This window comes from Promicromonospora sp. NPDC060204 (assembly GCF_042728455.1).
Classification (GTDB): Bacteria; Actinomycetota; Actinomycetes; order Actinomycetales; family Cellulomonadaceae; genus Promicromonospora.
On sequence record NZ_JBHWZO010000079.1, the window covers coordinates 1 to 23,903 of the forward strand.

The window sequence follows — 23,903 nt, forward strand, 5'->3', positions numbered from 1 at the left end:
GATCATCGAGCACCTCGCGGGCCTCGGGCACCGGCACTTCCTACACGTCGCGGGGCCGGACGCCTGGTCGTCGGCCAGGGCCCGGCGGCAGGTCTACCTCGAGGTGATCGAGCGGCTCGGGCTCACGTCCCACGGCGTGGTCGACGGCGACTGGTCGGCGGAGTGTGGCTACGAGGCGGTGCGGTGCCTGGCGGAGACCAGCCCCGTCACGGCGGTGATCGCCGCGAACGACCCGATGGCGACGGGCGCCGTCCGCGCCGCGCTGGACCGCGGCTGGGGCGTGCCGGAGCGGCTGAGCGTCGTGGGGTGGGACGACCTCGAGCTGGGCCGGTTCGCGACGCCGTCGCTGTCGACGGTGGCGGTCGACCGGGAGGGCCAGGGCGAGGTCGCCATGCGCCGGCTGATCGCGCTGGTGCGTGACGAGCCGGCACCGGAGTCCGCGCGTGCGCCGGTCAACCGGTTGGTGCTGCGCGAGTCGACGGGACCGGCGCCGGTTCGCCGGCGGGGCTGAGCGGGCCGGGCCTAGGGGCGCGCCCGCGTCATCATCGTGCCCTGCGCCGTGAAGCCCAGGCGCTCGTAGAACGGCATCACGGAGTCGCGGGAGTCCAGCGTCAGCTTGCGCACGCCCAGGTCGTCGGCGGCGGCGCAGAGCGACTCGACCAGCCGCTGCCCGATGCCGCGCCCCTGGTGCTCGGGCACCACGAAGACGCTCTGCACGTCACCGGACCGGCGGACGGCGTCCCCCGGGTTGGGTACCCGGTCGAACAGCGCGAGCCACGCCATCCCGACGAGGTCGCCGTCCAGGTCCGCGACCTGGCACACCGACCGGTCGCCCTGCGCGTCCATCCACCCGGCCAGCGTGGCGGCGAACTCCTGGGCCTCGCCCGCGCCGGGCGTGCGGCCCGGCTGGGCCCAGCGCCACCGCAGGGCGGACAGGGCGGGGGCGTCGGCGAGGGTCGCTTGTCTGATCACGAGGTCTGACGGCACCGGCCCATGCTGGCACGGACGTCGCGGCGGCGCGGACCTCGCGGCGGCGCGGTGCATAGGATTCCTGGCGTGAGCGCCGCCCGTCGCAAGAACCACCAGGTCGCCGTCCTCGTGCTGGAGGGCGCCAAGCCGCTCGACGTCGGCATCCCGGCGCAGGTGTTCTCGAACCGGCCGAGCATGCCGTACGAGGTGCGGGTGTGCGGCGCCGCGCCCGGGCTCGTGACCGGCGGCGACGGCCTCTCGTACCACGTGGCCGAGGGGCTGGACGCGCTGGAGCGCGCCGACACGGTGTTCGTCCCCGGGTACCGGACGCCGGCCGCCGCCGACCCGCCGGCAGTCGTCGTCGACGCGCTCAAGGCGGCGCACGCGCGCGGGGCGCGGCTCGCGGCCATCTCGACCGGAGCGTTCGCGCTGGCGGCGACCGGGCTGCTCGACGGTAAGCGCGCCACGACGCACTGGCACTACACGAGGGCGCTGCGCGAGCGGCACCCCCTGGTGCAGGTGGACGAGAACGTGCTGTTTGTGGACGAGGGCGGCGTGCTCACCTCGGCCGGTGCGGCGTCCGGCATCGACCTCTGCCTGCACCTGGTGCGGCGCGACCACGGCGTCGGCCTGTCCAACCACGTGGCCCGGCGGCTGGTCGCCGCCCCGTACCGCAGCGGGGGACAGGCGCAGTACGTGCCGCGCAGCGTGCCCGAGCCGCTCGGCGACCTGTTCGCCGACACACGCGAGTGGGCCCTGGAGCACCTCGCGGAGCAGCTCACCCTGGAGGCGCTCGCCCGCAACGCGCGGGTCTCGGCGCGCACCTTCTCGCGGCGGTTCGTGCAGGACACCGGCTACACGCCGATGCAGTGGGTGCTGCGGGCGCGGGTGGATCTGGCGCGTGAGCTGCTGGAACGCAGCGACCTGAGCGTCGAGCAGGTCGCGCACCGGGTCGGGCTCGGCACGGCGGCGAACCTCCGCCTGCACTTCCACCGGATCCTCGGGACGTCGCCGACGGAGTACCGGCACACGTTCTCGGCCGGTGCCGAGGGCGGCGACCTGTAGGCCGGGTGGTCGGCAAGAGGTCTGCCGACCACCCGGATCCTGGGCATCAGCCCGGAAGCGCCTTGGCCGCCCGAGCCTCAGCCCTGGCGAGCCTCAGCCCTGGGCGAGCAGCTCCAGCGTGTCGATCACGCGGTTGGAGAAGCCCCACTCGTTGTCGTACCAGGCGACGACCTTGACGTGCTTGCCATCGACCCGGACCAGGGCGGAGTCGAAGATCGCCGAGGCCGCCTCTCCGGTGATGTCGCTGGAGACCAGCGGCTCGTCGGAGTAGTCGAGGATCCCCTTCAACGCCCCGTCGGCCGCGGTGCGGTACGCCGCCAGGACCTCCTCGCGGGTGACCTCGCGCTCGACCGTGGTGTTCAGCTCCACGACGGAGCCAACCGGCACCGGTACGCGGATCGAGTCGCCCGACAGCTTGCCGTTCAGGTTGGGCAGCACCAGGCCGATCGCCTTGGCGGCGCCCGTCGTGGTCGGCACGATGTTGACGCCGGCGGCGCGGGCCCGGCGCGGGTCGCGGTGCGGCCCGTCCTGCAGGTTCTGCTCCTGGGTGTAGGCATGCACGGTCGTCATGAACCCGTGCTCGATGCCGGCCAGGTCGTCCAGCACGGAGGCGAGCGGCGCCAGCGCGTTCGTGGTGCACGACGCGTTGGAGACGATCACGTGCTCCGCGGGGTCGTACGCGTCGGTGTTCACGCCGTAGGCGAGCGTCACGTCCGCACCGGCCGCGGGGGCGCTGACCAGCACCTTCCGGGCGCCGGCGTCGAGGTGCGCGCGGGCGGCGTCGGCGGAGGTGAAGCGGCCGGTGGACTCCAGCACGAGGTCCACGCCGAGTTCCGCCCACGGCAGCTTGCCGGGCTCGCGCTCGGCGAGCACCTTGATGCGGTGACCGTCGACGACGAGCTCGTCGCCGTCGACCTCGACCGGACGGCCCAGTCGGCCGAGCGCGCTGTCGAACTTGAGCAGCTGGGCCAGGGCGTCCGGGGCGGTGAGGTCGTTGATCGCGACCACCTCGAGCTTGCTGTCGCGCTCGAGCAGCGCGCGCAGGGTGTTGCGTCCGATCCGGCCGAAGCCGTTGATGGCGATGCGGGTCATCGTTTTCCTTTCGTCACCGACCATGCTGCGCGCCTTGGCATCGGGCCGAAAGCGGCTGGAAGGCCACTGTCCGCAAGGATCCCGCCAGAGGTTTGGCCACCGGTCGCAAGGATCTCGCCAGCCCTCTGCGACGGCCTGCAGCGGATCACTCCGCCGGGTGGTGCCCCCTCCCGAGGGACGCTGCCGACACCTCCGCGATCCACCTGCGCTGCGCCCGCGTCTCCACCGCGCGCGGGTGGTAGTGCTCGCGGACCCACGCCACGGCGTCGTCCGGAGCGACGCCGCTCATGATCGCCAGGACCGCCATCGCCGTGCCGGTTCTGCCGATCCCACCGCCGCACGCGATCTCCACCCGCTCCGTTGCCGCCCGGGCATGGGCCTCCTTGAGCGCGGCCAGCGCCTCCGGCGTCGAGTCGGGCAGGCGGAAGTCGCGCCAGCGCACCCAGCGGTACTCCCGGTCCGGCACCTGCGGGTCCCGGCCCCGCAGGTAGACGGCGAAGTCCGGGACGGGAGCCTCGCCGCGCGGGCGGCGCAGCCCCGTGCCGCGCACCCGCCGCCCGTCGGGCAGCTCCACGACGCCGTCGGTCATGTCCCAGTGATCCATCGCTCCAGCCTAGGGAGGCGGGCGGCGATGAGTAATGGGGTTGTCCGCAGTCGGACGGTGAGGAGAACCGGAAGAGGGAGCCTGAGATGAGCAAGGTGATCACGCACATGACGATGTCCCTGGACGGGTTCATCGCCGACCCGGACGACGGCATCGACGACATCTTCGACTGGTACGCGGTCGGGCCGGTCAGCGTGCCCAGCGCCAACGAGGGCGTCTCCCTGCTGGTCGACGAGGCCAGCGCCGAGATGCTGCGCGACCTCACCGAGGGCACCGGCGCGCTCGTGTCCGGTCGGCGCCTGTTCGACATCACTGACGGCTGGGGCGACAGCCACCCTGTGGGCGCCCCCGTCGTCGTGGTTACGCACCACGTCCCCGAGAACGCGGACCGCTGGCCACGGACCACGTTCGTGGGCGACGTCGGAGAAGCCGTCGCCCGTGCCCGCGAGATCGCCGGCGACAAGGACGTCACCATCGCCAGCGCGAACGTGGCCCAGCAGGCGCTCGCGCTCGGCCTGGTCGACGACGTGTGCGTCAGCCTCGCCCCGGTGCTGCTCGGCGCGGGCATCCCGTACTTCGCCGACCTGGGCCGGCACCTGCTCCTGGAGGACCCTGAGGTGGTCCAGGGCAAGCGCGCCCTGCACCTGCGGTACGCGGTCCGGCGCTGAGCGGTGTCGTGCGACGACCCCCGACCGGCGAGCTGCCGGTCGGGGGCCGTTCACCGCGGTGCCGGACGGCGCCGGCTCAGAAGGTCCAGCACTGCTCGGCGCCGCCGGAGCAGGTGCGGATCTCCAGGCGCTGGCCGTCGTGCAGAGGCGAGCCCCCGACCGCCGTCAGGCACTTGCCCGACTGCGGGTTCACGAGGGCCTGGCTGCCGGACTGGTAGGTCCAGCTCTGCGCACCGGTGCCGTTGCACTCCCAGAGCTGCACGACGGCGCCGTCCGCCGAGCTCCCGGACGCCACGTCGATGCACCGGCCCAGAGCGCTCAGGGTCGAGCCGGACCGGGTCCAGGTCTGGGCGGTGTTGCCGCTGCAGTTCACGATCTGCAGCGGGTTGCCGTTGAACGAGTCGGCCCAGGGGACGTCCACGCACATGCCGTTGGACGCGTGCACCGCGCCCGTGCCGGACGGGAGCGGCCCGCTGCCGCCGTCGCCCCCGCCGCCGTCGGACCCCGCGATGGGCGTCGCGGCGCCGGAGAACGGGTCGAGCTGGATGTAGGCGGCCGACGGGTTGCCGTCGTGGACCAGGGACTCCTGCGCCAGGACGTCGTCGAACGCGAAGCCGTACGCCTTGCCGTTGGCCATCTGCTGGTGGATGAACTTGGAGTAGTAGTCGGTCACGGAGGCCTCGTAGAACCCCGTGGTGCTGGTGCCGGGCTGGGTGGTGCGGGTCAGCAGGGTGGAGCGGTGGAAGCCGGCGCACAGGGTGCGGGCGATGGCGCCGATGTCGTTGTTGGGCGCGGCCAGGTCGTTGTAGCAGCCGAAGACGGAGTCGCTCGACGGCTTGCGGAACTCGGTCACGTACGCGCCCGAGGCGTTGGTGAAGCGCATAACGCCGTTCTGGACGCGGCCGGTGAACACTGCGGCGGGGTCGTAGGAGTAGGGCGCCACGGTGAGGTTCTCGTTCGTGTACTTGGCCCACACCTGGTCCACATAGGACGAGAGGATGTTGGCGTCGAGCTGGCCGGTCCCGATCGCGTGCCCGGGCGCGAGGATCCGCAGCAGCGACCCGTCCGGGGCGCGGTGGGCCAGGTTGGTCCAGCCGGGCGTGGCGGCCAGGGCGTTGACGACGTTCTGGTAGCCGTCGGGCTTGAGCATGCCCGTGCTGATCACCGAGCCGTCGGCCTTGCGCAGGCCGGTCTGGTACGGGGCCGAGAGGAAGTCGACCTGGGTGCTGTTGATCCACAGCCCCGAGTCGTTGAGCGTGAACTCGGTCCAGCTGAACAGCTTGTTGCGGTTCGGGTCGCTCGGGTTCTGGACGGCGGGCTGGACGAGGCGGCCGTCGTTGACGACCTTGAAGCTGAGCTTGCTGCCGTAGGAGAAATAGACGCGGCCCGACATCTTGGGCAGCTGGATGGTCTTCGACTGCCCGTCGGCCGGGCCGGCGATCGAGGCGTCGGGCGCGTCCACGGGGGTGCCGCCCACGGTGGGCCAGGCGTGGAACGCGCCCGCGGCGTCGGCCCAGCCGAGCTGGCCGGTGCCCGGGTCGCCCAGGACGTAGACGAACACCTGGTCGCCGCGCCCGGAGTCGTTGGTGATGGTCAGGGGGATCGTGGCGGGGACGGCCGCCGCGGGGGTGGGCTGTGCGACGACGAGTGCCGCCGCCGTGATCGCGAGCGCGCCGAACGCGGCGAGCACGCTGCGGAGCGGGTGGAGTCTGAGCCTTCGTGCACGTGACGGGGTTCGTGACATGGGGAGATCTCCTCGTGTATCCGGGTAGCACGCCGTTGTACTTACTGGACTGTCAGGGAATCGGATATTAGTGAGGATCCCTGCCAATGTCACGAGTCGGGCGAAACTTTCTCCTGCGCAAGGTGGTCGGGGAGGCGGTCAGGGGCGGCGGTCCAGGATCGCCTGGGTGGCGTTGTCGAGGTTCTCGACGAGCTTGTGCACGCCGTCGAGCAGGGCGGCGACGCCGATCAGGAGGGCGGCGACGCCGACGATCACGGCCACGGTTCCCACGGCGCCGGCGCCGAGGGTGAGGAGGATCGGCCCGATGAGCAGCCCGGCCAGTCCCAGGGTGATCGTGCCGGCGGAGCGATTGGCCGCGGTGGGGGAGTTGCGCACGTGCTCGTTCGCATCAGTCATGCGGCACATCGTGCTGCCCCGGCAGGCCCTGTGACCAGGGAAGTCGGTGTTCGGCGCGAGGCGTTCGGCCTGCGAACAGGCGCTGGGCGACCGCATCCGTGGGCGATGCGGCTCGATCTGGCCTGGTGAACCCCGGTCAGTAGCGGCCAGGGGCAAGTGAAAGGCCCTCCTGCTCAGCGTTTCCGCTGGCCGGAGGGCCTTTCTGCACGGTGGGCGATACTGGGATCGAACCAGTGACCTCTTCGGTGTGAACGAAGCGCGCTACCCCTGCGCCAATCGCCCGTGCTGCCTGCCCGGTAGGGCGTGCGTGGACGATATTAGCCTGGTTCGAGCGCGGATGCGAAATCCGAATCGCCGGGCCGCGTCAGGGGTCGGTTCGCTCGCGCATGTTCCGCTCGAACAGGTCGCGCGCGGCCGCCGAGAGCTCGCCGATCTGCAGGTCGGCGCCGTCGAGCCAGACCGTCGGCTGCACGTTGCGCACCGACCCGGTCAGCAGCATCTTGGCCTCGCCGGCCGAGACCCGGTCGAGCACCGAGAACGGCAGCTCGCCGTCCTTGGCCTCGCGCACGGGCAGGCCCGCCTCGGCGCCCCACTCGAGCAGCAGCTCGCGCGTGATGCCGGCCAGGCAGCCGACACTCAGCGGGGGAGTGACCAGCTCGCCGTCGAGCTCCAGGAACACGTTCGAGCCGGTGCCCTCGCACAGGTCGCCCGCGGTGTTCGCGAAGACGGACTCGTCGGCGCCCTTGCCGATCGCGTCGGCCAGGGCCACGACGTTCTCGGCGTACGACGTCGTCTTCAGGCCCGCGACGGCACTGTTCTCGTTGCGGGTCCAGGGAGAGCGCGCGGCCCGCCCGGTGGGCACGACGACGGCCTCCGTCGCCGCGACCACGACCGTCTGCGGGGTGTCCGACCGGCCCGAGCCCAGCGGCCCGATGCCGTCGGTCACCGTGATGCGCAGCCGGCCGGCGTCCGGCGAGGCGGCCAGCACCGCGTCCACGCCGTCGCGCACCTTGCGCAGGTCCAGGGGTGCCATGCCCATGCCGGACGCCGACCGCTCCAGGCGCGCCAGGTGGCGCGTCAGCGCGAACGCCTGCCCGTTCAGGACGGCGCAGGTCTCGAAGACGCCGTCGCCGACCGTGATGCCGTGGTCCACCGCGCTGAGCGCGGCCTCGCCGGGCGCGACCATGCGCCCCTCTGTCCAGATGACCGTCATGCCGCCCAGTCTGTCACCGGCGCAGGGTCACGTGGGTCACCTCCGGCGTGTGCCGCACGCTCGTGGACGAGAACTCGATGGGCGGCACGCCGTCGAACACGCGCGTGCCCGAGCCCAGGGTGAACGGGACCACGTGCAGGCGCAGCTCGTCGATGTGCCCGGCGGCGAGGTACTCGTTGACCGTGTTGGCGCCGCCGGCGATGGAGATTTCCTTGTCCCCGGCCGCCTCACGGGCCTGGGCGAGCGCGCTCTCGATGCCGTCGGTGACGAAGTGGAACGTGGTGCCGCCCTCCATCTCCACCGACTCGCGCGGGTGGTGGGTGAGCACGTAGACCGGCCCGTGGTACGGCGGGTTCTCACCCCACCAGCCCTTCCAGTCCAGGTCCCACGCGCCACGGCCGGCCGTGAACATGTTGCGGCCCATGATGTACGCGCCCGCGCCGACGATGGCGTCCACCTCGGCCTTGTGCGCGTCACCGTGCTCGAACATCCAGGTGTGCAGGCGCTCGCCTGCCAGCGGGCCGAACGGGTGCTCCAGGCTCTGGTCATGGCCCGCGGAGTAGCCGTCGAGCGAGACTGCCAGGTCTGCTTTCACGATTCCCATGCCCGTCCGACGACGGCGGCCGCCGGAACTCATCGGTGGCCGCCCGCGCCGTCGGAAAGGTGGCTCAGCCCTCGCCCCGGTAGCTCCCGAAGCTCCACAGGTTGCCCTCCGGGTCGCGCACCACGCAGGACCGCCCGCCGTAGTCCTGGTCGGCGGGCTCGCGGAGGCCGGAGCCCCCGGCGGCGAGCGCCGCCTCGTAGGTGCCGTCGACGTCGTCGGTCACCGCGTAGGCCGAGCCGGTCCCCGCCTGCTCTGGCCACTGGGGGCGCGGCCGGTGCGTGCCGAGCATGACGCCGCCGCCCTCCGGCCAGGCGAGCTCGGCGTGCTGGACGACGGCGGGGTCGGCGTCGTCCCGGTAGACGGCGCGCTCCGTGAAGCCGACGGCCTTGAGCCAGGCCAGGCCGGCGTCGGCGTCGCGGTAGGACAGGGTCACCCAGAGTCCGGTGCTCATCGTGGTCCTCCTCGTTCGGGTGTCTCCCACGATGCCCGGGGCGGGTCGGCGACGTCTTGAACGAACGGGAACTCTTCCCGGAGCCAGGTGCTCGGGGTGCAGCCGCCCAGGGCCACCCACTCCCGGGTCAGGTGGGCGTGGTCGGCGTACCCGGCCGACGCGGCGACGTCGGCCAGGCTCACGCGCCCCGACCGGGCGGCGACGACGATCGCGCGGCGCGAGCGGGCGAGGCGCGCCACGCGTCGCAGGTCGCGGGGCGTGAGCCCGCACTCGGCGCGGACGAGGTCCTGCAGGCGACGGCGGCTCCACCCCTGCTCGGCCGCGACCTCGCGGACCTGGCCGCCGCGTGCGATGCCGGCCAGCGCCCGCGCGACGTCGGCCCGCGGGCCTGGCTCCCCGGCCCGCGCGAGGTGTTCGACCAGGACCCGTACGACGGCCGCGCCGTCCGGGGCCGCACCGTCGGAGGACGCGGCGAGCAACTCGGGCAGGTGCGCGAGGTGGGGCGCGACCTCGGACAGGTCCGTCAGCTCGCCGGCGAGCTCGCCCGCAGGCACGCCGAGCAGCGCCCGGGCGCCCCGCAGCGTGAGGGACACGCTGACGCCGCGCTGCCGGCCGCCGTGGTGGATGGCGGCGGGCCGGGTGTGCAGCCCGGACACGCACGACCAGGCCTGCCGCCGCGATCCGTCGGAGCCGGCCCACGAGACGTCGAGCGGTTCGTCCAGCGGCAGCTCGAACGTCACGCCCGTGCCGGGCATGCCCCGGTGCACGCCCGGGGCTCCCAGGTCGAGGTCGTACGGGACGACGGCGGAGACGTAGGGAGCGAGGACCTCCGGGACCCCGGAGCCGGGGACGTGCGCCACGCCTCCACGGTAGTCCGGGCCACCGACACCCGGCCGGCCGGACTGCTACGAGGACGCCAGCGCGACCAGCCGCTCCGCCTTGAGCTCCGTCTCGTGCCACTCCGCCGTCGGGTCGGAGCCCCAGGTGATCCCGGCGCCCGTGCCGAACCGGAGCACGCCGTCGGCCCACCAGAAGGTCCGGATGCCGACGGCGAGCGACGCCCGGCCGCCGTCGACCCAGCCCACGGCCCCGCAGTACGGGCCGCGCGGGGCGGTCTCCAGCTCGCGGATGATCCGCAGCGCGCTGGACTTCGGGGCGCCCGAGACCGACCCGGGCGGGAAGGTGCCGGCCAGCAGACGGCGCCACAGCTCGCCGGGCCGGACGACGTCGTCGGCCAGGACACCGCGCACGCGCGAGACCAGGTGCACCAGACCTGGGTGCTCCTCGACGGCGAGGAGCGAGGTGACCTCGACCGTGCCCGGGCGGCAGACGGTCTGCAGGTCGTTGCGCACGAGGTCGGTGATCATCACGTTCTCGGCGCGGTCCTTGTCCGTGAGGCCCTCGGGGGTGCGGGCGGTGCCCTTGATCGGGCCGGACTCCACGAACGTCCCGTCCGGCCCGTCGGCCAGCGACAGGTACAGCTCCGGCGACGCGCTCACCACCCACACCGGGTCCAGCCCGCTCGCGGCGGGGACGTGGACGGCGGCCGCGTGCGGGGCCGGGTTGCCCGCGGCGAGGCGGGCGGCGAGCGCCCGCGCGTCGGGCTCGGCGCTCGCGGCGTTCCCGCCGGCGCCGCCGGGCAGGGGAGCGGACAGCACCCGGCAGATGTTGGCCTGGTAGACCTCGCCCTCGCGCACGTACTCGCGCACCCGCTCGACGGCGGCCTCGTAGGCGGCCTGGTCCATGGAGGTGGTCCACGTGTCGGACGCCGGTCCGTGCCAGGTGCTGGCGGGCTCCGTGCCGGCGTCGTGCACCTGGGCGAACCGCCACGCGCGGGCCCGGCCCTCGAAGTCGGCGACGACGAACCAGGTGCCGGTCTCGAGCCGTTCCGGGTGTTCGTGCACGTCCACGCACTCGACGGCGTCCGTGGCGACGCGTCCGGCGAAGCTGGCCCAGCCGGTGGCGCCCGTCACGTCGGCCGGGGCCGGGGGAGCGCCGGGGCGGGACGAAACCGGTGGGATCGTGCGGTTTGCGGGCAGATGGGCCGGGCGGGGTGACACGGGACAACCGTACGGGCGGCGCGCGCGATTGGACGGTTCGCCCTCCGTTCGATTAATGTTCAGAACGCCGGAACACCGGGGGAAACCCCAGGATGCCCGGCTTCGCGGATGTAGCTCAGTGGTAGAGCATCACCTTGCCAAGGTGAGGGTCGCGGGTTCAAGTCCCGTCATCCGCTCGGAAAGTCGCTCTCGTGATATTTCGGCTGAAGAGAGCAGCCGTCGGCTGCGGTCTGGCCGAGCGGTGGGTTGGCCGAGAGGCGAGGCAGCGGTCTGCAAAGCCGTACACACGGGTTCGAATCCCGTACCCACCTCGCAGCACGACGGGCGATTGGCGCAGCGGTAGCGCGCTTCCCTGACACGGAAGAGGTCACTGGTTCGATCCCAGTATCGCCCACGCGCAGAAAGGCCCCCGAGGCCGGCGGAGACGCCGACCCGGGGGCCTTTCGCATGTGCGGAGTCCTAGCCGGCCGTGCCCTGCCGCTCCGTCCACCGCGCGAATCCGGCCGCCTGCCCCTCGTGGATGGCGCCCACCCACTCCCAGCCCGGTTCGATCCCGCCGATGCGCGGGTCATCAGGGGTGCGGCCGTCCCGCAGGGCGTGCAGGTACGCGCGGTCCAGCTCGATCCGCGCCCGGATCGCGTCCTTCCCGGCGACGGCGGACCCGTGGCCCGGGACGAGCACCTCGACGTCGTCCGCGACGTCCTCCAGCGCCCGCAGCCCGGCGAGGTACTCCTCGACCGGGTCGCTCGTGTCGGTGAAGTCGCCGAGCATCGGCACGAAGACGTCGGACAGCATGTCGCCCGCGGCCAGCACGCCGGACTCCTCGACGAGCAGTGCCGCGTGCCCGGGGGAGTGCGCCGGATGCTCGATGACCCACACGTCGGGGCCGTCCCACGGGATCCGTGGCGTCCCGGCGGGCAGGCCGGTGACCAGCCCGAAGAGGTCCAGCGGCACGTCGTCGGCGATCTCCGGCGGCAGTCCCTCGGTCACGCGGGCCCGCCACGCGTCGTCCGCCCGGAGGTCGCGCAGGTCCGCGGCGCAGCGGGCCGTGCCGTAGCGGGGGGCCTCGCCGAGCCCGGTGTGCCAGAGCACGTGGTCCCAGTCGGGGTGCGTCGAGAAGCCCGCGACCACCGGCAGCGCGAGCTCCTCCAGGTCGTTCGCGAGGCAGGTCAGCTCGGCGCCCGTGATCCCGGCGTCAACGACCAGTGCGCCGTCCTTGCCCCGCACGACCACGGTGTTGTTCCGGAGCAGCTCGCTCCGGTGGACCAGCACGCCGTCCGCCACCTGCGTCAGCATGGCGTCTTCTCCCGTCCGCCGGTGCCCGGCATCAGCTGCCCGTCCCGGGCGGGCCGTCCATCACGGTCGGCACGTAGTCCAGCAGCTGCAGGCGGCCGTCGAACGTGCGGTGCTCGACCAGCTCCATCGCCACGTCCGGGTACCCGTCGAAGATCCGCTCCTTGCCGCTGGCGCCCGTGACGACCGGGAACACGACCACCCGGTAGCGGTCCACCAGGCCGGCGAGCAGCAGCGACCGGCACAGGCTGAGGCTGCCGAGCGTGCGCAGGGGGCGGTCGGAGGTCTCCTTGAGCTTGCGCACCGCCTCGACGGCGTCGCCGGTGACGAGCTCGGTGTTGGCCCAGGACAGCGGCGTCGTCAGGGTCGAGGAGAAGACCACCTTGGGCATGTCGGCGAGCGGGTCCTCGGGGATGTCGGCCATCAGCGTGGTCATCACGCGGTACGTCGTCGCGCCCATCAGGGTGGTGTGCTGGTTCTCGGCGTCCTCCCCGAGGAAGGCGAGGTATTCCGGGCCCTCCAGGCCCCAGAACCCTGGCCAGCCCTCCGCGGCCGCGTAACCGTCCAGCGAGATGATGAAGTCCACCATGAGCTTCTGCATGGGTCTCTCCCCTCGGATTCGGTCTCTGCCGTGGTGACCGGCCGCGCCGAGGAAACTCATCGGTGGACGGCGGCCCGCCGGCTGAGCGGCCCGCCGTCCGTGACCCGCCTACTGCGTCGTGTAGTGCTCGATGCTCATCACCAGGATCACGCGGTCGGCGCTGTCCGCGGGCGGCTGCTGCGCGGCGTTGCCGTACCGCTTGCCCAGGTGCACGTAGAACTCGCCGGTCGGGTCGGGGACCACCTCGACGAGCTTGCCGCGCACCTCGATGTAGTTGAAGGCGTTCTCGTCGTTGAGGATCGCGAGGCTCATCGACGGGTTGTGCTGCAGGTTGCGGTACTTGGCGCGGTACGTGGTGTGCGTGAAGCGCAGCGTCTCGCCGTCGAAGTCGAACCACATCGGGTTCACCTGGACCGTGTCGTCGGGGCGGATCGTGCCGAGGAACGCGTAGTTCGGCGCCTCGAGCAGGTGCATCAGGTGGGCGGGGATGATGTCGGAAGCACTCATGCCGCCGAACATAGCCCGCCCGCGCAAGCGCTGCCGGGGGTGAAACCACCTTGAAAGAGGCTGTTTTCGTTTCCTGCCGGTTACATCTGCTTTGGGGTCTTGTGGGTGAAATGTGCCACACGTCACACTCGGGGTCAGTGAGACGGCGCGGACGACGATCCGTCCTCGCCGAGCAGGGCCCGCCGCCAGCGGGTCCATCACCCCAGGAGGATGCAATGACGTTCATTCGCACCGCTCTCCGCCCCGGTCCCGCTCGGCGGGCCCGACTGATCGCACTCACCGCCGGGCTCGGCCTCGCGGTGTCCGGCCTGGCCGGACCGGCGGCCTCGGCCGCACCCGACAAGCCCACGGCCGCCGAGCTCGCGACGGTGAACGCCGCCGTCGGTGCGGCGGACGTGGACGGCGTCGCCTGGTACACGGACCCGGCTACCGGGAAGGTCGTGGTCACCGCGGACTCGACGGTCACCGCGGCCGAGCTGAGCACGCTCCGCAAGGCGGCCGGCTCCAAGGCGGACGCTCTGACCATCAGGCGCGCGCCCGGTACCTTCAAGCCGCTGCTGGGCTCGGGCGACGCCATCTACGGCTCGGGGTACCGCTGCTCGGTGGGCTTCAACGTCCGCAGCGGCAGCCAGTACTACCTGATCACCGCCGGGCACTGCGGCAACGCGGTCCCGACCTGGTACACCAACTCGGCGCAGACCACCCTGGTGGGCGCCACCGTCGGCTCCAGCTTCCCCGGCAACGACTACGCGATCGTGCGGTACGACAACACGTCGTTGAGCCACCCCGGCGGCTACACGGCGGGCAACGCCTCCGTGGGTCAGCGGGTCACCCGCGACGGCTCCACGACCGGCGTGCACTCCGGCACGGTCACCGCGCTGAACGTGTCCGTCCGGTACGCGGAGGGCGTCGTGTCGGGCATGATCCAGACCACCGTCTGCGCCGAGCCCGGCGACTCCGGCGGCGCGCTGTACAGCGGGTCGACGGCGTTGGGCATCACGTCCGGCGGCAGCGGCAACTGCTCCTCGGGCGGCACCACGTTCTTCCAGCCGGTCACCGAGGCGCTCAGCGCGTACGGCGTCTCGATCTACTGACACGCACCCGTTCCTGACCTGCGCGAGCGGCGTCGCCGGGCCATTCCGGCGGCGCCGCACGGGCGCCGTTCGCGCGCCGTTCGGCGGCGCGGGAGCCCGCGCAGGTGGCGCGGCGATTTCGATTGGACCGGCACGCCGTTTGTGAACTACTCTTCCGGAGCGTCACCACGCCAGGACCGAAGGGTCCAGGATGGTCATAGCGCGGATGTAGCTCAGTGGTAGAGCATCACCTTGCCAAGGTGAGGGTCGCGGGTTCAAGTCCCGTCATCCGCTCGATACCCGCTTTGGTGGGGAGCACGGTGGGTTGGCCGAGAGGCGAGGCAGCGGCCTGCAAAGCCGTACACACGGGTTCGAATCCCGTACCCACCTCGGGCGATTGGCGCAGCGGTAGCGCGCTTCCCTGACACGGAAGAGGTCACTGGTTCGATCCCAGTATCGCCCACCAGCACGGAAAGGCCCCCTGGCCCGCGGAGACGCAGGCCAGGGGGCCTTTCGCATGTCCGGTGCCGGCGGACCGACCCATACATCGGATCTCTCGGTGCGAGTGCCGACTGAATCGCCCCGTCTGCTGGGTATCTGAGGCGGGAAGGGCAAGGAAACATCAGCTGTTTGGTTGACACCACTCCGGGCGCGTTGCTTGAATGCTCGCGAGCACCGCCCGGCGTCCACGTGGCGCAGGAGACGACGACGACGTCGATGGTCCGGAGGCCGATGATGACCTGCCGCTCGATCCCACTTCTCATGCGCCGCCCACCTCGACGCGCGATCGCGGCAGCACTGGCGCTGCTGCTCGCCGCACCGGCGTCCGCTGCTGCGGCGGTTCCCGCCGCGGCCGCCCCAGGGGGCGCGACCACGACCGCCCCCAAGGGCACAACAGCACCGGAGGACATGCCCGTGCGGGACGACCGACCACGCCTCGACGGGGCGCCCGACACGATCTGGTTCGACGAGCCGCTGTCGACCGCCGGCGACCACCAGCGCAACTGGGAGCAGCGGGCGCTGCCGATCGGCAACGGCGCCCTGGGCGCCGTCGTCTACGGGGGCGTCACCGACGAGAAGCTCCAGCTCAACGAGAAGAGCCTCTGGACCGGGGGACCCGGCGCGCAGGGCGGCTACGACTACGGCAACTGGACCGACGGCCGCGGGCCCGGGACGATCGAGGAGGCCCGGCAGCTCATCGCGCAGTCGCCGACCGGCGGCGTCGCCCCCGAGACGATGGCGGACCTGCTGGGCAAGCCGAAGCTCAACTTCGGGTCGTACCAGACCTTCGGTGACCTCGACCTCACCATGACGGGCATCGGGGAGGCGAGCGACTACCGCAGGCAGCTCGACATCGGCGACTCGGTGGTGACCACATCGTTCACCGCCGACGGCGTCGGCTACACCCGCGAGTACTTCGCCTCCGCGGCCGACGACGTCGTCGTCGTGCGCCTGACGGCCGACGAGCGCGGCCGGATCGGCTTCGACGCGCGGCTCAACCTTCCTGCCGGGCGGACGGCGGTGAGCCAGACGGCCGCGGGCGGGCGGCTCACGACGGCGGGGCGGCTGGCCAACAACGGGCTGCGCTTCGAGTCGCAGCTGCGGGTGCTCAACAGCGGCGGGTCGGTGACCGCCGGCGACGGGACCATCGGCGTCCGGGGCGCGAACTCCGTCACGCTCGTGCTCGGCGCCGCCACCGACTTCGCGATGGACCACGCGGCCGGCTACCGCACCGGCGTCGACCCCCACGCGCAGGTCACCCGGGCGGTGGACGCGGCGTCCGGCCGCGGTTTCAAGAGCCTGCTGAAGCGGCACCAGAGCGACTACCGGGGCCTCTTCGACCGGGTGGAGCTCGACCTCGGCGCCCGGCTCCCCGACATCCCCACCGACGAGCTGCTGGCGGAGTACCGGTCGACCATCGACGCCGAGAGCGCCCGGGCGCTCGAGGAGCTGTACTTCCAGTACGGCCGCTACCTGCTGGTCTCGTCCTCGCGCGGCGGCTCGCTCCCCGCCAACCTGCAGGGCGTGTGGAACCGGGTCAACAACCCGCCGTGGGACGCCGACTACCACGTGAACATCAACCTGCAGATGAACTACTGGCCGGCCGAGACCACGAACCTCGCCGAGACCACGCAGCCGTTCTTCGACTACGTGGACTCGATGGTCGCCCCGGGAACGGTCACGGCGAGCCAGATGTACGGGGCACGCGGCTGGGTCGTGGGGAACGAGACGAACCCCTACGGTTTCACCGGGTTCCACCAGTACCCGCAGTCGTTCTGGCAGCCGGACGCCGCGGCGTGGCTCGCGCAGCACTACTGGCAGCACTACCTGTTCACCGGCGACGAGCAGTTCCTGCGGGAGCGCGCCTACCCGATGCTCAAGGCGGTCTCGGAGTTCTGGATCGACTTCCTGGTGCGCGACACGGACGGCACCTACGTGGTCACGCCGAGCTACTCGCCCGAGCAGGGCGACTTCACGGTCGGCGCGTCGATCTCGCAGCAGATCGTCACCGAGCTGCTGACCTCCGCCGCGGCCGCCGCCGAGCTCACCGGCGAGGACGACGCCGCCTACCTCGCCGACCTCGACGAGAAGCTGCAGGGCATCTACCCGGGCCTCGCGGTCGGGTCGTGGGGCCAGCTCAAGGAGTGGAAGGTCGAGCAGGCGCTCGACAACCCGTCCAACCAGCACCGGCACGTCTCCCACCTCTACGCGCTCTTCCCCGGGACGGCCGTCTCACCCGCCGCGACGCCGGAGCTCGCCGAGGCCGCCCGCACCACGCTGGAGGGACGCGGCGACGGCGGGACCGGCTGGTCGAAGGCATGGAAGATCAACTTCTGGGCGCGCCTGCTCGACGGCGACCGCGCGCACAAGCTGCTCTCCGAGCAGCTCAAGGGCTCGACGCTGGACAACCTGTGGGACGACCACCCGCCGTTCCAGATCGACGGCAACTTCGGCGCGACGTCCGGCGTCGCGGAGATGCTGCTGCAGAGCCAGGCCGGGCGGATCGACGTGCTGCCCGCGCTGCCCACGGCCTGGCCGGACGGCTCGTACTCGGGTCTGAAGGCCAGGGGCGACGTCGAGGTCGACGCGACGTGGGCGGACGGCTCGGTCCGGCGGATCGAGATCCGCCCCGCGGACGACGGCGAGCTGCGGGTCGGGAACCAGATCTTCCAGCCGGGCCTGTTCACGCTGACCGACCACAAGGGCCGGCCTGTCGCGTCGACGGTCGAGGACGGCGTCGTGGTCTTCCAGGGGCAGGCCGGGAAGCGGTACGTGGCGAAGGCCACGGCGTCGCTGTCGGTCACGGCGCCCGCGACGGCGACGTCGGGCGACGAGATCCCGGTCACCGTGCGCGCCGAGGCGATCGGCGCCGAGCCGGTCGAGGACGCGGCCGTGCGGGTCACGGTCCCGGACGACACGGCGCCCGGCTACCCGCAGTGGTCGGCCGAGCCGGCGGAGCTCACGTTGGGCACGATCGAGCCCGGCGAGAGCGTCGAGCGGACCGTCACCGTGACCGTCGGCGCGGGCAGCACCACGGGGCAGTCGCCGATCACCGCGACGCTGACCGCGGGCGACGTCTCGCTCAGCCGCACGGCGGTGGTGGGCGTGCGGCCGCCGACGCCGTGCCCGGTACCCGGTCCCGACGGCACCCTCGTCGCGTGGAACCTCGGTGGCGACGCCGACGGCGACGCGTCCGGCAACGGCCGCGACTGGCGGGTCGAGGGCACGCTCGGCGTGCTCGCCGACGGGCCGACCGGTGCGGCCCAGCAGCTTGCGACGACGGGCTACGTCACGAGCGCCGAACCCTTCCCGCTCGGGTACCTGGAGGAGTCGACGTTCGCCGGCGAGTTCCGGATCGACAGCGGTCAGTCCGGCCACCGGCGGCTGTTCGACCACCGGTCGGCGAGCAGCGACTCCGACGGCATCATGATCGACACGACGCCGTCGAACAACGTCCGCGTCATCACGGCGGGCACGGGGACGACGACGAGCGCCGTCGTCCCGACCGGCCGCTGGTTCGAGCTGGTCGTGACCCTCTCGACCACCGGCCTGATCACGGTGTACGTCGACGGCGCGCAGGCAGCCACCGCCACGATCGGCGGCTACGAGGCGGCGAACGCGTGCACGTCACGCACCCTGCACGTCGGCGCGAACCGGGACGGCGGCGAGCGGCAGTCCGGCGGCGTCGACCGGCTGGCGATCTTCGCCCGGGCGCTGACGGCGGACGAGGCGGGCCGGTGGCAGGAGCTGGTCTTCCCCGGGAGCTAGGGCCCGGGGGGCTAGTTCTGTACCAGCCTCGCGCGCAACGCGCGCACGTGGCCCGGGGTGAGCCCGCCCCGGGCCAGGTACTCCTCGACGCCGCCGTGCCGCGCGTCCAGGTGCTCCAGCGCCCCGAGGATGACGTGCCGGGTGGGCGGCACCCGGCGCTCGGCAGGCCGGTCGTAGCCGGGCTCGGCCTCCCGCTCGACGTACCGGGGCGCGAGCCGCTCGTTGGTGACCTCGTAGTCGTCGGCGAGGGCGTCGACGTCGGCCCCGGCGAGCGTGAGGGCGAGCGCGACGACCAGGCCCGTGCGGTCCTTGCCGGCGGCGCAGTGCACCAGCACGGGCCCCTCGGGCGCGTCCGCGATCGCCGCCACGGCGCGCGCGAACAGCTCCGGGCGCCGGTCGAGCATCCCCTGGTAGAGGTGCACCCAGGGGCCCTCCTCGGGGTCGCCGGGGTCCTGCACGGGCAGGTGCAGGGTCGTCCCGCCCGCCAGCCGGCTAGGCCACTCCACGAGCTCCTCGGGCCGGCGCAGGTCGATGATCCGCCCCAGCCCGTAGGCCGCGGCGGCGGCGACGCCGGCGTCGGTGAGGTAGCTGGGGCACTCGGAGCGCACGAGCACGCGCCCGCGGATCGCGCCGCCGCCCGTGAGCGGGAGCCCGCCGAGGTCGCGGACGTTCAGGCAGCCCGGCCAGTCCAGATGCAGCGGTGTGTAGTCCGTCACGTCCGGAGGCTAGCGCTCCGGGTCCTCCTCGCGCAGGGAAAACCTGCCCTTGCGCATCTCGACGGCGATCTGCTCGGCGTCCAGCAGCTCCAGGGCGTTGCCGAGCTGGGCCGAGTCGTAGGTACCGGCGGAGCGCGCGGCGAGCAGCTCCTCGCGCTGGGCGGTGATCGTCGCGAGCCGCAGCTCCCGGTACTGGATGAAGCGGTCCTTGGTGAGCACCGCGTCCTCGTCCTGCGACTCGTGCTCCCGGTACGTGTCCTTGCGCACGCGGGCGACCACGCCGGCGTCGTACGGCGTGCCGTCCGGGCGGCGCGGGTCCGCCAGGAAGTCGCGTGCCGCCTGCTCCGTCTCGCGCCGCAGGGCGGGCAGGTCGCCCGCCGTGTCCTGCTCGATGAGCCCGAGGCGCCGCGTGACCCACGGCAGGGTGCTGCCCTGGACCAGGAGCGTGCCGAACGCGACGCCGAAGGCGACCAGGATGAGGAACGACCGGTGCGGGGTGCCGTCGGGTCCGCCCGGCAGGGTCTGCGCCGCCGCGAGCGTCACCACACCGCGCATGCCCGCCCAGACCAGCAGCGTGCCCTCGCGCCAGCCGAGCGGCCGGGCGAGGTCGTAGTCGATGTCGGCGGTCCGGCGCCGCAGGGTGCCCTGGATCCGCTCCAGGCGCTCGGCGGTCGAGCGGCGGCCCTTGCGCCGGCCCGTGCCCTGCTCCGGTTCGGCGGAGGCGGGCGGGGCCGCGGCCGCACGCTGGTCGATCCGGTCCTGGAACGCGGTGAGGGTCTCGCGCACGGCCTCGCCCCGTCGGGCCCGGCGCGCCTGGATGCCGATCAGCGGCGTGACGAACGCGGCACGCACCACGAGGATCGCGACAGCGGCGATCGCGGCGACCTGGACGGCCTGCCAGACGGACCCGGTCCCCGACTCCACGTCCTCGATGAGCGCGAACAGCTCGATGCCCATGATGAGGAACACGGCGCCCTCGAGCAGCAGCTCGACGGTGTGCCAGTTGGAGCGTTCCGCGATCCGGTCCTGCGGGCGCAGGTAGCGCGGCGAGCCGTTGCCGGTGACGAGGCCCGCCGCCACGACGGCGACCAGGCCGGACGCGCCGAGCTCCTCGGCCGGGATGTAGGCGACGAACGGGACCACGAACGACATGGCGGTGCTCAGCGCGGCGTGGCCCAGCCGGCGGCGCACCCGCAGGCCCAGCCAGCCGACGGGCACGCCGATCGCCACGGCCACCAGGGCGGCGTAGGCGAAGTCGCCCACGACCTCCCACAGGCTGACCGACGCCGCGGTGGCCGCGATCGCGGACCGCAGCAGCACCAGGGCGGACGCGTCGTTGAGCAGCGACTCGCCCTCCAGCATGGTGACGACGCGCGGGGACGCCCCGAGCCGTTTCACGATCGAGGTCGCCACGGCGTCGGTCGGGCTGACGATGGCGCCCAGCGCGATGGCCGTGGCGAGGTCGATCCCGGGGATCAGCCAGCGGAAGAGCAGGCCGAGCAGCACCGAGCTGATCACCACGAGCGTGACGGACAGGCCGCCGATGGCCGTGAAGTCCCGCCGGAAGTCCATCGACGGCAGGCCGACCGCCGCGGAGTAGAGCAGCGGGGGCAGCACGCCGCCGAGGATCACCTCGGGCGGTATCTCGACCGCCGGCACCCACGGCAGCAGGCTGACGCCCGCGCCCAGCACCACCAGGACCAGCGGGGCCGCGACGCCCGCCCTGGGCGCGAGCGAGGTGACGGCGATGATCAGGATGGCGGCGACGACTGCGACGATCAGGTACTCCACAGGCTGACGTTACGAGACGGCGGCGTCGCCCGCCGACTTTTTCAGCCCTGCGAGATACCAGGTGGGCCGGTGTTACCGCGCGCGCGGGGCCCGCTGCGCGTAGGTTCGGGGTGCCGGCGGGACCCCGTCGTGCGCAGGGGGCGCACCTGGTGTGCCAGTGTCGAAGAGGAGTCGAACCATGGGGCTTTTTGACAAGGCCAAGGAGTTCGTGACCGACCCGGACAACGTCGCCAAGGCGAAGGAGCAGCTCACCGACGAGAACGTCGACGCCGCTACCGACAAGCTCAAGGAGTTCGCGCCCGACAAGGCCGACGGTGCGATCGACTCGCTGGGCGAGAAGGCCAAGGACTTCCGCGACAGCTGATCCGCCGTCCCGCCCGCGGGTGCGTCCGCGGGCACGGGACCGGCACTGTATCGGTACGATCGAGGGGCACCGTCCGTATGGGCGGCGCCCCTCGATCCATTTCGTCTTCCGTTCTCCAAGGAGCACTCCTGTGTCCGACGTCGCATCGCCGCCCAGCCCTACCGACCTCGCCGCCGGCGAGACCCCGGCGCAGAACTCCACGGAGGCGACGACGACCACGGCCACGACCACCGGCGTCGAGCTGTACGGCGACCGCCGCGACGTCGTCGTCGTGCGCGTTGACGGCGAGCTGTGGGACCTCGACCGCGAGATCCCGGCCGGCCACAAGGTCGAGCCGGTGACCATCGGCGAGCCCGACGGCCTCGCCGTGCTGCGGCACAGCGCCGCGCACGTGCTGGCGCAGGCCGTGCAGCAGGTCAACCCGGACGCGAAGCTGGGCATCGGCCCGCCCGTCACGGACGGCTTCTACTACGACTTCGACGTCGAGACCCCGTTCACGCCCGAGGACCTCAAGGCCCTCGACAAGACGATGGGCCGCATCATCAAGGAGGGCCAGACCTTCCGCCGCCGCGTCGTCACCGAGGACGAGGCGCGCGCCGAGCTGGCGAACGAGCCGTACAAGCTGGAGCTGATCGGGCTCAAGGGCGGCGCGGCCGACGGCGACAGCGGCGAGAACGTCGAGGTGGGCGGCGGCGAGCTGACCATCTACGACAACGTGCGCGGCGCCGGCCGGGAGAGCGAGACCGTGGTCTGGAAGGACCTGTGCCGCGGCCCGCACCTGCCGAACACCCGCCTGATCGGCAACGGCGTGCAGCTCATGCGCAACGCCGCCGCCTACTGGCGCGGCAGCGAGAAGAACCCGATGCTCCAGCGCGTCTACGGCACGGCGTGGCCGTCCAAGGACGAGCTGAAGGCGTACCTGGAGCGCCTGGCCGAGGCCGAGCGCCGCGACCACCGCCGCATCGGCGCCGAGATGGACCTGTTCAGCTTCTCCGACGAGGTCGGCTCGGGTCTGCCGCTGTTCCACCCCAAGGGCGGTGTGATCAAGCGGGTCATGGAGGACTACGTCCGCCAGCGCCACATCGAGGAGGGCTTCTCCTACGTCGGCACCCCGCACATCACCAAGGACGGGCTGTTCCACACCTCGGGCCACCTGCCGTACTACGCGGACACGATGTTCCCGGAGATGGACCTCGAGGGGTCCAAGTACCGGCTCAAGGCCATGAACTGCCCCATGCACAACCTGATCTTCGCTTCGCGCGGGCGCTCCTACCGTGAGCTGCCGCTGCGCCTGTTCGAGTTCGGGTCGGTGTACCGGTACGAGAAGTCCGGCGTCGTGCAGGGCCTGACCCGCGTGCGCGGCCTGACCCAGGACGACTCGCACTCCTACGTGACGCCCGAGCAGGCGCCGGGCGAGGTCAAGCACCTGCTCGACTTCATGCTCAGCGTGCTGCGCGACTTCGGCCTGGACGACTTCTACCTGGAGCTGTCCACGCGCGACGACTCCAAGCCGGACAAGTTCGTGGGCTCGGAGGAGGACTGGACCTCCGCCACGGAGATCCTGGAGCGCGTGGGCCGCGAGACCGGCCTGGAGCTCGTGGCCGACCCGGGCGGCGCCGCGTTCTACGGCCCCAAGATCTCGGTGCAGGCGAAGGACGCCATCGGCCGCACCTGGCAGATGGGCACCGTGCAGTACGACTTCAACCAGCCCAAGGGCTTCGGGCTGGAGTACACCGCCGCGGACGGCACCCGCCAGCAGCCGGTCATGATCCACTCGGCCAAGTTCGGCTCCATCGAGCGGTTCATGGGCGTGCTCATCGAGCACTACGCCGGCCAGTTCCCGGCCTGGCTCGCGCCCGTCCAGGTGCTCGCCGTGCCCGTGGCCGACGCCTTCGACGACTACCTCAAGGACGTCGTCGCCCAGCTCCGCGCCCAGGGCATCCGCGCCGAGCTCGACCTGTCCGACGACCGGTTCGGCAAGAAGATCCGCAACGCGTCCAAGGAGAAGGTCCCGTTCGTGCTCATCGCGGGCGGGGAGGACGTCGAGGCGGGCGCCGTGTCGTTCCGCTTCCGTGACGGCACCCAGGAGAACGGGGTGCCGGTCGCCGAGGCGATCGAGCGGATCGTGAAGGCGGTCAGCGACCGGGTGCAGGTCTGACCGGCCCGAAGGTCGTCCGCGGATGAACAGCGAGCCCCTTCCCGAGTCGCCGACGGCGTTCGGTCCCTCCGACGACGGCCTGCAGCGGCTCTGGACGCCGCACCGCATGGTCTACATCGGCGGGCAGGACAAGCCGGCCGACGGGACCACCCAGCAGTGCCCGTTCTGCCGCATCCCGGCGGGGGGGGGGGGGGGCGGGCCCCCCCCCCCCCCCGCCAGGGGCTCAGTCGAGCGGCGAGAGGAACTCGCGGAACTCGCCGGGCGT

At 72.4% G+C, this 23,903-nt stretch carries 22 protein-coding genes, 7 tRNA genes and 1 pseudogene; 14 read left to right on the top strand and 16 right to left on the bottom strand.

Annotated elements, in window-relative coordinates:
- On the top strand, nucleotides 1–511 hold a 511-nt coding region (locus ACFWEJ_RS12315), incomplete at its 5' end, for a substrate-binding domain-containing protein (RefSeq protein ID WP_377229494.1).
- Nucleotides 512–522: 11 nt separating this feature from the next.
- On the opposite strand, the gene ACFWEJ_RS12320 is transcribed toward ACFWEJ_RS12315, so the two are convergent.
- The gene (locus ACFWEJ_RS12320) at nucleotides 523–987 is read right to left on the bottom strand and encodes a GNAT family N-acetyltransferase (RefSeq protein WP_377229495.1); all 465 of its coding nucleotides are present in this window, start codon (nucleotides 985–987) and stop codon (nucleotides 523–525) included.
- 69 nt (nucleotides 988–1,056) lie between these two features.
- Here ACFWEJ_RS12320 and ACFWEJ_RS12325 point away from each other — a divergent pair, with 69 nt between their 5' ends.
- Nucleotides 1,057–2,034: a GlxA family transcriptional regulator gene (locus ACFWEJ_RS12325; RefSeq protein WP_377229496.1), complete on the top strand. Its 978-nt coding sequence runs from the start codon at nucleotides 1,057–1,059 to the stop codon at nucleotides 2,032–2,034.
- Nucleotides 2,035–2,127: 93 nt separating this feature from the next.
- On the opposite strand, the gene gap is transcribed toward ACFWEJ_RS12325, so the two are convergent.
- Nucleotides 2,128–3,126, bottom strand: coding sequence for a type I glyceraldehyde-3-phosphate dehydrogenase (gene gap / locus ACFWEJ_RS12330; protein WP_377229497.1), 999 nt, complete (start codon nucleotides 3,124–3,126; stop codon nucleotides 2,128–2,130).
- A gap of 145 nt (nucleotides 3,127–3,271) precedes the next feature.
- Entirely contained in the window at nucleotides 3,272–3,730 is a 459-nt protein-coding gene (locus ACFWEJ_RS12335) for a protein-tyrosine phosphatase family protein (protein ID WP_377229498.1), read from the bottom strand.
- Nucleotides 3,731–3,816: 86 nt separating this feature from the next.
- Between ACFWEJ_RS12335 and ACFWEJ_RS12340 the strand changes: the two genes are divergently transcribed.
- Nucleotides 3,817–4,398, top strand: a complete 582-nt coding sequence (locus ACFWEJ_RS12340) for a dihydrofolate reductase family protein (RefSeq protein WP_377229499.1) — start codon at nucleotides 3,817–3,819, stop codon at nucleotides 4,396–4,398.
- A 76-nt stretch (nucleotides 4,399–4,474) separates the two neighbouring features.
- On the opposite strand, the gene ACFWEJ_RS12345 is transcribed toward ACFWEJ_RS12340, so the two are convergent.
- From ACFWEJ_RS12345 to ACFWEJ_RS12380, 8 genes are all read right to left on the bottom strand, one after another.
- Complete coding sequence (locus ACFWEJ_RS12345; protein WP_377229500.1) at nucleotides 4,475–6,088, bottom strand: beta-1,3-glucanase family protein; 1,614 nt, start codon at nucleotides 6,086–6,088, stop codon at nucleotides 4,475–4,477.
- 192 nt (nucleotides 6,089–6,280) lie between these two features.
- Complete coding sequence (locus ACFWEJ_RS12350) at nucleotides 6,281–6,538, bottom strand: hypothetical protein (RefSeq protein ID WP_377229501.1); 258 nt, start codon at nucleotides 6,536–6,538, stop codon at nucleotides 6,281–6,283.
- A 210-nt stretch (nucleotides 6,539–6,748) separates the two neighbouring features.
- A tRNA-Val gene (locus ACFWEJ_RS12355) sits at nucleotides 6,749–6,820 on the bottom strand.
- An 82-nt stretch (nucleotides 6,821–6,902) separates the two neighbouring features.
- A complete protein-coding gene (locus tag ACFWEJ_RS12360) occupies nucleotides 6,903–7,751 on the bottom strand; it encodes an aminotransferase class IV (protein WP_377229502.1) in 849 nt (282 codons plus the stop codon).
- Nucleotides 7,752–7,764: 13 nt separating this feature from the next.
- The gene (locus ACFWEJ_RS12365) at nucleotides 7,765–8,355 is read right to left on the bottom strand and encodes a dihydrofolate reductase family protein (RefSeq protein ID WP_377229503.1); all 591 of its coding nucleotides are present in this window, start codon (nucleotides 8,353–8,355) and stop codon (nucleotides 7,765–7,767) included.
- Between the two features lie 64 nt (nucleotides 8,356–8,419).
- Nucleotides 8,420–8,806, bottom strand: a complete 387-nt coding sequence (locus ACFWEJ_RS12370) for a VOC family protein (protein WP_377229504.1) — start codon at nucleotides 8,804–8,806, stop codon at nucleotides 8,420–8,422.
- Complete coding sequence (locus ACFWEJ_RS12375) at nucleotides 8,803–9,666, bottom strand: helix-turn-helix domain-containing protein (protein WP_377229505.1); 864 nt, start codon at nucleotides 9,664–9,666, stop codon at nucleotides 8,803–8,805. Before ACFWEJ_RS12375 ends, ACFWEJ_RS12370 begins: the two co-directional genes overlap by 4 nt.
- A 45-nt stretch (nucleotides 9,667–9,711) precedes the next feature.
- Nucleotides 9,712–10,779 carry a chorismate-binding protein gene (locus ACFWEJ_RS12380; protein ID WP_377229506.1) on the bottom strand — a complete coding sequence of 356 codons (1,068 nt, stop codon included), beginning with the start codon at nucleotides 10,777–10,779 and terminating at the stop codon, nucleotides 9,712–9,714.
- A gap of 191 nt (nucleotides 10,780–10,970) precedes the next feature.
- Here ACFWEJ_RS12380 and ACFWEJ_RS12385 point away from each other — a divergent pair.
- The 3 genes from ACFWEJ_RS12385 (at nucleotide 10,971) to ACFWEJ_RS12395 (ending at nucleotide 11,260) form a co-directional block, all read left to right on the top strand.
- Nucleotides 10,971–11,042 (top strand) — tRNA-Gly (locus ACFWEJ_RS12385).
- A 64-nt stretch (nucleotides 11,043–11,106) separates the two neighbouring features.
- Nucleotides 11,107–11,177, top strand: a tRNA-Cys gene (locus ACFWEJ_RS12390).
- Between the two features lie 11 nt (nucleotides 11,178–11,188).
- A tRNA-Val gene (locus ACFWEJ_RS12395) sits at nucleotides 11,189–11,260 on the top strand.
- Nucleotides 11,261–11,325: 65 nt separating this feature from the next.
- Here the strand turns inward: ACFWEJ_RS12395 and ACFWEJ_RS12400 are convergent.
- The 3 genes from ACFWEJ_RS12400 to ACFWEJ_RS12410 form a co-directional block, all read right to left on the bottom strand.
- Nucleotides 11,326–12,162 (bottom strand): MBL fold metallo-hydrolase, encoded by an 837-nt coding sequence (locus ACFWEJ_RS12400; RefSeq protein WP_377229507.1) that lies wholly within the window; start codon nucleotides 12,160–12,162, stop codon nucleotides 11,326–11,328.
- Nucleotides 12,163–12,193: 31 nt separating this feature from the next.
- Entirely contained in the window at nucleotides 12,194–12,760 is a 567-nt protein-coding gene (locus ACFWEJ_RS12405; RefSeq protein ID WP_377229508.1) for a dihydrofolate reductase family protein, read from the bottom strand.
- Between the two features lie 108 nt (nucleotides 12,761–12,868).
- Entirely contained in the window at nucleotides 12,869–13,267 is a 399-nt protein-coding gene (locus ACFWEJ_RS12410; protein ID WP_377229509.1) for a PPOX class F420-dependent oxidoreductase, read from the bottom strand.
- A gap of 215 nt (nucleotides 13,268–13,482) precedes the next feature.
- Between ACFWEJ_RS12410 and ACFWEJ_RS12415 the strand changes: the two genes are divergently transcribed.
- The 5 genes from ACFWEJ_RS12415 (at nucleotide 13,483) to ACFWEJ_RS12435 (ending at nucleotide 18,609) form a co-directional block, all read left to right on the top strand.
- The gene (locus ACFWEJ_RS12415; RefSeq protein ID WP_377229510.1) at nucleotides 13,483–14,361 is read left to right on the top strand and encodes a S1 family peptidase; all 879 of its coding nucleotides are present in this window, start codon (nucleotides 13,483–13,485) and stop codon (nucleotides 14,359–14,361) included.
- Nucleotides 14,362–14,562: 201 nt separating this feature from the next.
- Nucleotides 14,563–14,634: transfer RNA gene (locus ACFWEJ_RS12420), tRNA-Gly, on the top strand.
- A 25-nt stretch (nucleotides 14,635–14,659) separates the two neighbouring features.
- Nucleotides 14,660–14,730 (top strand) — tRNA-Cys (locus ACFWEJ_RS12425).
- 1 nt (nucleotide 14,731) lies between these two features.
- A tRNA-Val gene (locus ACFWEJ_RS12430) sits at nucleotides 14,732–14,806 on the top strand.
- A gap of 296 nt (nucleotides 14,807–15,102) precedes the next feature.
- Nucleotides 15,103–18,609 (top strand): glycoside hydrolase N-terminal domain-containing protein, encoded by a 3,507-nt coding sequence (locus tag ACFWEJ_RS12435; protein WP_377229511.1) that lies wholly within the window; start codon nucleotides 15,103–15,105, stop codon nucleotides 18,607–18,609.
- An 11-nt stretch (nucleotides 18,610–18,620) separates the two neighbouring features.
- Here the strand turns inward: ACFWEJ_RS12435 and ACFWEJ_RS12440 are convergent, their stop codons facing one another.
- Nucleotides 18,621–19,325: a tyrosine-protein phosphatase gene (locus ACFWEJ_RS12440; RefSeq protein ID WP_377229512.1), complete on the bottom strand. Its 705-nt coding sequence runs from the start codon at nucleotides 19,323–19,325 to the stop codon at nucleotides 18,621–18,623.
- Nucleotides 19,326–19,334: 9 nt separating this feature from the next.
- A complete protein-coding gene (locus ACFWEJ_RS12445; protein WP_377229513.1) occupies nucleotides 19,335–21,116 on the bottom strand; it encodes a cation:proton antiporter in 1,782 nt (593 codons plus the stop codon).
- A 178-nt stretch (nucleotides 21,117–21,294) separates the two neighbouring features.
- Here ACFWEJ_RS12445 and ACFWEJ_RS12450 point away from each other — a divergent pair, with 178 nt between their 5' ends.
- The 3 genes and pseudogenes from ACFWEJ_RS12450 to ACFWEJ_RS12460 all read left to right on the top strand — a co-directional run.
- Complete coding sequence (locus ACFWEJ_RS12450) at nucleotides 21,295–21,480, top strand: hypothetical protein (RefSeq protein ID WP_377229514.1); 186 nt, start codon at nucleotides 21,295–21,297, stop codon at nucleotides 21,478–21,480.
- Between the two features lie 130 nt (nucleotides 21,481–21,610).
- On the top strand, nucleotides 21,611–23,638 hold the full coding sequence (gene thrS, locus ACFWEJ_RS12455) for a threonine--tRNA ligase (protein WP_377229515.1): 2,028 nt from the start codon (nucleotides 21,611–21,613) through the stop codon (nucleotides 23,636–23,638).
- A 22-nt stretch (nucleotides 23,639–23,660) separates the two neighbouring features.
- A pseudogene (locus tag ACFWEJ_RS12460) lies at nucleotides 23,661–23,822 on the top strand (HIT family hydrolase); the annotation flags it as partial.
- Nucleotides 23,823–23,903: the final 81 nt, after the last annotated feature.

Coding starts and splice junctions, on each gene's coding strand:
- ACFWEJ_RS12435 (WP_377229511.1), top strand. CDS start 15,103: ATGCGCCGCCCACCTCGACGCGCGATCGCGGCAGCACTGGCGCTGCTG.
- ACFWEJ_RS12350 (WP_377229501.1), bottom strand. CDS start 6,538: ATGACTGATGCGAACGAGCACGTGCGCAACTCCCCCACCGCGGCCAAT.
- ACFWEJ_RS12415 (WP_377229510.1), top strand. CDS start 13,483: ATGACGTTCATTCGCACCGCTCTCCGCCCCGGTCCCGCTCGGCGGGCC.
- ACFWEJ_RS12410 (WP_377229509.1), bottom strand. CDS start 13,267: ATGAGTGCTTCCGACATCATCCCCGCCCACCTGATGCACCTGCTCGAG.
- ACFWEJ_RS12405 (WP_377229508.1), bottom strand. CDS start 12,760: ATGCAGAAGCTCATGGTGGACTTCATCATCTCGCTGGACGGTTACGCG.
- ACFWEJ_RS12360 (WP_377229502.1), bottom strand. CDS start 7,751: ATGACGGTCATCTGGACAGAGGGGCGCATGGTCGCGCCCGGCGAGGCC.
- ACFWEJ_RS12365 (WP_377229503.1), bottom strand. CDS start 8,355: ATGGGAATCGTGAAAGCAGACCTGGCAGTCTCGCTCGACGGCTACTCC.
- ACFWEJ_RS12370 (WP_377229504.1), bottom strand. CDS start 8,806: ATGAGCACCGGACTCTGGGTGACCCTGTCCTACCGCGACGCCGACGCC.
- ACFWEJ_RS12340 (WP_377229499.1), top strand. CDS start 3,817: ATGAGCAAGGTGATCACGCACATGACGATGTCCCTGGACGGGTTCATC.
- gap (WP_377229497.1), bottom strand. CDS start 3,126: ATGACCCGCATCGCCATCAACGGCTTCGGCCGGATCGGACGCAACACC.
- ACFWEJ_RS12450 (WP_377229514.1), top strand. CDS start 21,295: ATGGGGCTTTTTGACAAGGCCAAGGAGTTCGTGACCGACCCGGACAAC.
- ACFWEJ_RS12400 (WP_377229507.1), bottom strand. CDS start 12,162: ATGCTGACGCAGGTGGCGGACGGCGTGCTGGTCCACCGGAGCGAGCTG.
- ACFWEJ_RS12335 (WP_377229498.1), bottom strand. CDS start 3,730: ATGGATCACTGGGACATGACCGACGGCGTCGTGGAGCTGCCCGACGGG.